This is a genomic window from Chamaesiphon sp. OTE_20_metabat_361, from assembly GCF_031364565.1.
On sequence record NZ_JANLWO010000502.1, the window covers coordinates 1 to 3,933 of the forward strand.

Here is a 3,933-nt window from a genome sequence, read left to right on the forward strand (position 1 = left end):
GGGATACTGCGGAGTAATAATTCTGGCACGGCAATCAAGCGATCGCCATAGCGAGTAGACAGCAATCCCGATGCTGGATGGGATTTGACGTAACCTTTAGGCGTAAAGCAATTTGCGGGGATAGAGATGCTAGATTCGATCGACAGTGAGGTAGCCATACAAAATAAATTTCCTAGTTGAGACAGGCAAGCCAAACAGTAAATTGCGAGTGCAACTTACTGTTTGGCTAGTTGTTTTAATTCATCGATACGATCGTTTCTTGACCGAGTTTAAAGTAAGGTTGGAACAAGCTGGACTGTTCTTTGGGTAGTTCCGCACAGATGGACTCCAATAAATATTCAATCCCTTTATAGTTGTGCAGACCCATCGATTGCAGAATATTTCTTTGCCAATACAGGAATCGATCCTTGAGCATTTCTTCATCTTGCAACAGCATCGCTAAAGCATAAGATCTCAGCGTCAAAGTCATATCGCGACGACAGCGATCGAGATACGCTCCATCCATCGCCCGAGCGCCTGGAGCAGCTTTCTTCGGCTGCATGAGGGCGATCGCGCGATCGATAACTGACTTTTCTCGCTCTTGGAGTGCTAAATAAGCTTCTTTCCGCTCCGACCAAGAAAACATCGCATGTTCCAAATTGCGGAGATCTTGCTTGCTTGCATAAGCGCCATCTGCACCATCAACTAATGCTTCTAACAATGTAATCATTTTTCACCAATTCCATCTAAATAAAATTTCAATAGTAGCGACGGCAACTGCGATCGCTACCGATTTTTAGTTCTAAGGTTTAATTCCTAGAAACATCGTAAGCTGGGGCAACTAAATCGGCTGCTTGAATTATTGTTTCTGAAGGAGTCTGCCATTTTATCTGTTCGAGTAGCTCCCCAACAGTAATTAATCGCGCTCGTTCCTGCTGCTCCAACTCGATATTTTGGCGTTCTAGTACTAGCTCTTGCTCTAGCTCCACTCGCCGCAGATGTCTTTGCTCTTGTTCGATGGCACGAAGCTGTCGATTCTGGGGTCTAAATAATACCCGCAATAATCTGACGACTCCGCGAATAAACCGGACTAAGGGATTTTTCTTTAAGCGATTATGTTTGCGACTTTTCATACGGCACCTGCGGCGATCGATAGTTCGGGATCGGGAGCGACTTCGCCAGCTTCAAAACGTTCGGCGATTTCATTAGCTTTGGCACCAGAAGAAATCCAAAATTCAGCAGCTTGGATGCGTTCTTCAGAGCCGATCAAAAATCGACAAAAATCGTTACCCATCGCATAGCATTGGATTTCTGTACTGCACAGATTTTGCTTGAAGGCAACACTAAAGAAGCCAGCCTGAATACCCGAATACATGTGACATACTGGTTTGCCCATATATCCCAACGTTTTGGCGACTGCCGAATCATATAAATCGACATAGAAAAAGCCACTTGCCCGATTGTCTAAATTTGGCGACCAAGTGCCCCATCCCTGCACTGTATAGGGCCACCACCATGTTTCCATTGCAAAACCCAAATTAGATGTCTCTAAGGTCAATTTATAGAATTCTTGAAACCAAGATTGAAATAGTACGGCATCCTGTTTGCCCCATTCAAGTCCAATCTCATAACACAGCCATCCTGCTGCGTCTCCCACTTCATGTTCTAGTCCCTTTAGTAGCGAAACAATGAAGTCTTCCCCAACGAGTAGATTGCGCTGACGATGGTAATCAGCAATCTTCCCTTGCGCCATATCAAACTGAAAGAATTGCGATCGATTATAATGAGCTACGTCTTTGGTCGAGATAATTGGATTGGGTGTATCTCGGACTATTTGTTTGCGATCTTGAGATATCATAATGTAGCTCTGCGTGGCGATTGCTAGATGTCAGTTGTGGTTAGAATGTAGTAAATGCACTGTATATATCTGGTTAAGCTTAGTAATCCCAGTTTGACGATCGTTATTACTATTAAATTTATTTGTTTGACAAAAGATCGTTAAATTTACTACTAGCTTCTTTCATTTTCTCTAGCGCCGAGCGGAGGACCAACTTACCTGCTTGAACCAATACTTCCCCAGTCATCGGATGGATCAGTGTTTTGTCAGCTTTTTTACCGATCTTCCGTTCTAAATCCTGCTCTGACTCCACAAAAGTTCCGAGCGGTAACTCGATAACAATCCCCTCACCAATCGCCCGAGTTTGACAAGCCAATCGCGCACCGGGTCGATCGATCTTGGTAAACTGAAAGGTCATCTGTTCCTGTTTGGTTGGCGCTGTCAAGGCTTCAGTGCCACCTACTACGAAAAAATGGCAGGAAGCACACATGCCTTGTCCGCCACAGATTTGATTGATTAAGATATCGTGTTCTTTAAATACGGATAAGAGTGTAGAATTTTGCTCGGCTGCCACTTGCTTACCATCAATACTAATCGTAATTGTTGCCATGAGATAATGGGGTGGGTGAGTTTAGGATCTAATTAATAGGTCTGTTGCTAGCGGCGAGAGGTTGGCATGAGTGAGAATCGAGCGATAATCGATAATAATCCGTTCGCATTCTTCAATAAATAGCCGTACCCAAACCCTCAAGCTCTGAAGATCCTCGGGTGTTATCTCTTGCACTAACATGTTCTCATGACAACTGAGTTTACTGAAGTGATCTGCCGACCAGTTTTGCATCGCCGGAAACTCATCAATAATGCGATCGTGAGCCTTGCGCCAATAGTTACCTTGTGCTAGCGGTCCAAAATAACTATTACTAACTGTGACGATTTCATCTAATGCTGCGAGTAGATCTCGACCGAATATTTTTGGCTGAATTAGCGATCGATCGGCAGATATTACAGTAACATTTGGTGTTGGTTTACTGCCTAGTGTTTCGCTGGTTAACTGCTGACGATTGGGGTGAGCTGTCGTCAATTTTTCTGAAGGCATGGTTCGCCGATCGCGCCGGGCTGGATCGATTTTTACTAATAATTGATTGAGACTATTAGCATCTCTAGTAATCACATCTGTCAAACCACAAGTTTTGACTAATTGACGAAAAGAATCAATAATTATGCCCTGCGAAGATAGGAGATAAATTGGTAATTTGGGCTTTATTTTATGACATGCCTGGGCGATCTCTGAGTAGTTGGCATTATCGATCTTCCCCAAAACTACTAGTTGCGGTCTTTCTAAATTCGTCCGCTCTAGCAGTTGCTGATAGTTCTTGGCAATCTTAATTCCGGCATGGAATTCTCGATCGATTGTAGCCACGATCCGATCGATCTCTACTGGATCTGATTCCGCTACTAATATTTGAAGTGGTTGCAGATCGGTGTCTGTCATATTTTTGATTTCGATACTGATGTGCATCTCTTTAGATGTGACAGGTCTACAGAGCTTGAGAGGGCGGTATGAGTATTTAGAGTACTAGCGATGTCTGACAACCTCCGCGATTGTCTTTCGATCCTGTGGAGAGTATTTCATATCTAAGATTATGCCCAGATTTTTCAGTGAGATCGCACTTTGAGACGGACTTACGCAAAACAGCGCTTTTAGCTCCACGATCTGCTCAGTTCTCCGACAGCAGTCGGTAGTGGTACCACTGGGGATCTTCACTCGTGCAGATTCCCAAATTGACAACAGGCATGTGCCAGTTGAGCAACTGTCCATCACAAATCTACACTTTTTCGTCACAAATCTACACCTAAAACTTTACACATAGAAATATAGTAGCTTGCTCGAAACTGAAACTCACACTGGGATTGAGGTATAAGATTTAGGATTACCGCTCGATCCACCAGTCAAGCGATCGGGTTAGTGTAAAAAAAGTGACACACGTCATACTTACTTACTGGATTTAGCGCGTACAGTCGTTATGTAAGCAATTATCAGCTCACATTCTCAGGGGAAAAACAATACCATGAACGCGCATCATCACTGTCTGCCAGCTACTAGTAGTCGCCAAAAA

5 protein-coding genes are annotated in these 3,933 nt (G+C 43.8%); all 5 read right to left on the bottom strand.

Annotated elements, in window-relative coordinates:
* Positions 1 to 235: 235 nt before the first annotated feature.
* The gene (locus RMO35_RS14660) at positions 236 to 709 is read right to left on the bottom strand and encodes a phycobilisome protein (protein WP_309742070.1); all 474 of its coding nucleotides are present in this window, start codon (positions 707 to 709) and stop codon (positions 236 to 238) included.
* Between the two features lie 79 nt (positions 710 to 788).
* Positions 789 to 1,112 (bottom strand): hypothetical protein, encoded by a 324-nt coding sequence (locus tag RMO35_RS14665; RefSeq protein ID WP_309742071.1) that lies wholly within the window; start codon positions 1,110 to 1,112, stop codon positions 789 to 791.
* Positions 1,109 to 1,837, bottom strand: a complete 729-nt coding sequence (locus tag RMO35_RS14670) for a V4R domain-containing protein (protein ID WP_309742072.1) — start codon at positions 1,835 to 1,837, stop codon at positions 1,109 to 1,111. Before RMO35_RS14670 ends, RMO35_RS14665 begins: the two co-directional genes overlap by 4 nt.
* Positions 1,838 to 1,955: 118 nt before the next feature.
* On the bottom strand, positions 1,956 to 2,426 hold the full coding sequence (locus RMO35_RS14675; protein ID WP_309742073.1) for a 2Fe-2S iron-sulfur cluster-binding protein: 471 nt from the start codon (positions 2,424 to 2,426) through the stop codon (positions 1,956 to 1,958).
* A 21-nt stretch (positions 2,427 to 2,447) separates the two neighbouring features.
* Complete coding sequence (locus tag RMO35_RS14680; protein ID WP_309742074.1) at positions 2,448 to 3,335, bottom strand: hypothetical protein; 888 nt, start codon at positions 3,333 to 3,335, stop codon at positions 2,448 to 2,450.
* Between the last annotated feature and the right edge of the window lie 598 nt (positions 3,336 to 3,933).

Excerpts from the sequence above, each read along its gene's own strand:
- RMO35_RS14660 (WP_309742070.1), bottom strand. The coding sequence starts at position 709 with ATGATTACATTGTTAGAAGCATTAGTTGATGGTGCAGATGGCGCTTAT.
- RMO35_RS14665 (WP_309742071.1), bottom strand. The coding sequence starts at position 1,112 with ATGAAAAGTCGCAAACATAATCGCTTAAAGAAAAATCCCTTAGTCCGG.
- RMO35_RS14670 (WP_309742072.1), bottom strand. The coding sequence starts at position 1,837 with ATGATATCTCAAGATCGCAAACAAATAGTCCGAGATACACCCAATCCA.
- RMO35_RS14675 (WP_309742073.1), bottom strand. The coding sequence starts at position 2,426 with ATGGCAACAATTACGATTAGTATTGATGGTAAGCAAGTGGCAGCCGAG.
- RMO35_RS14680 (WP_309742074.1), bottom strand. The coding sequence starts at position 3,335 with ATGCACATCAGTATCGAAATCAAAAATATGACAGACACCGATCTGCAA.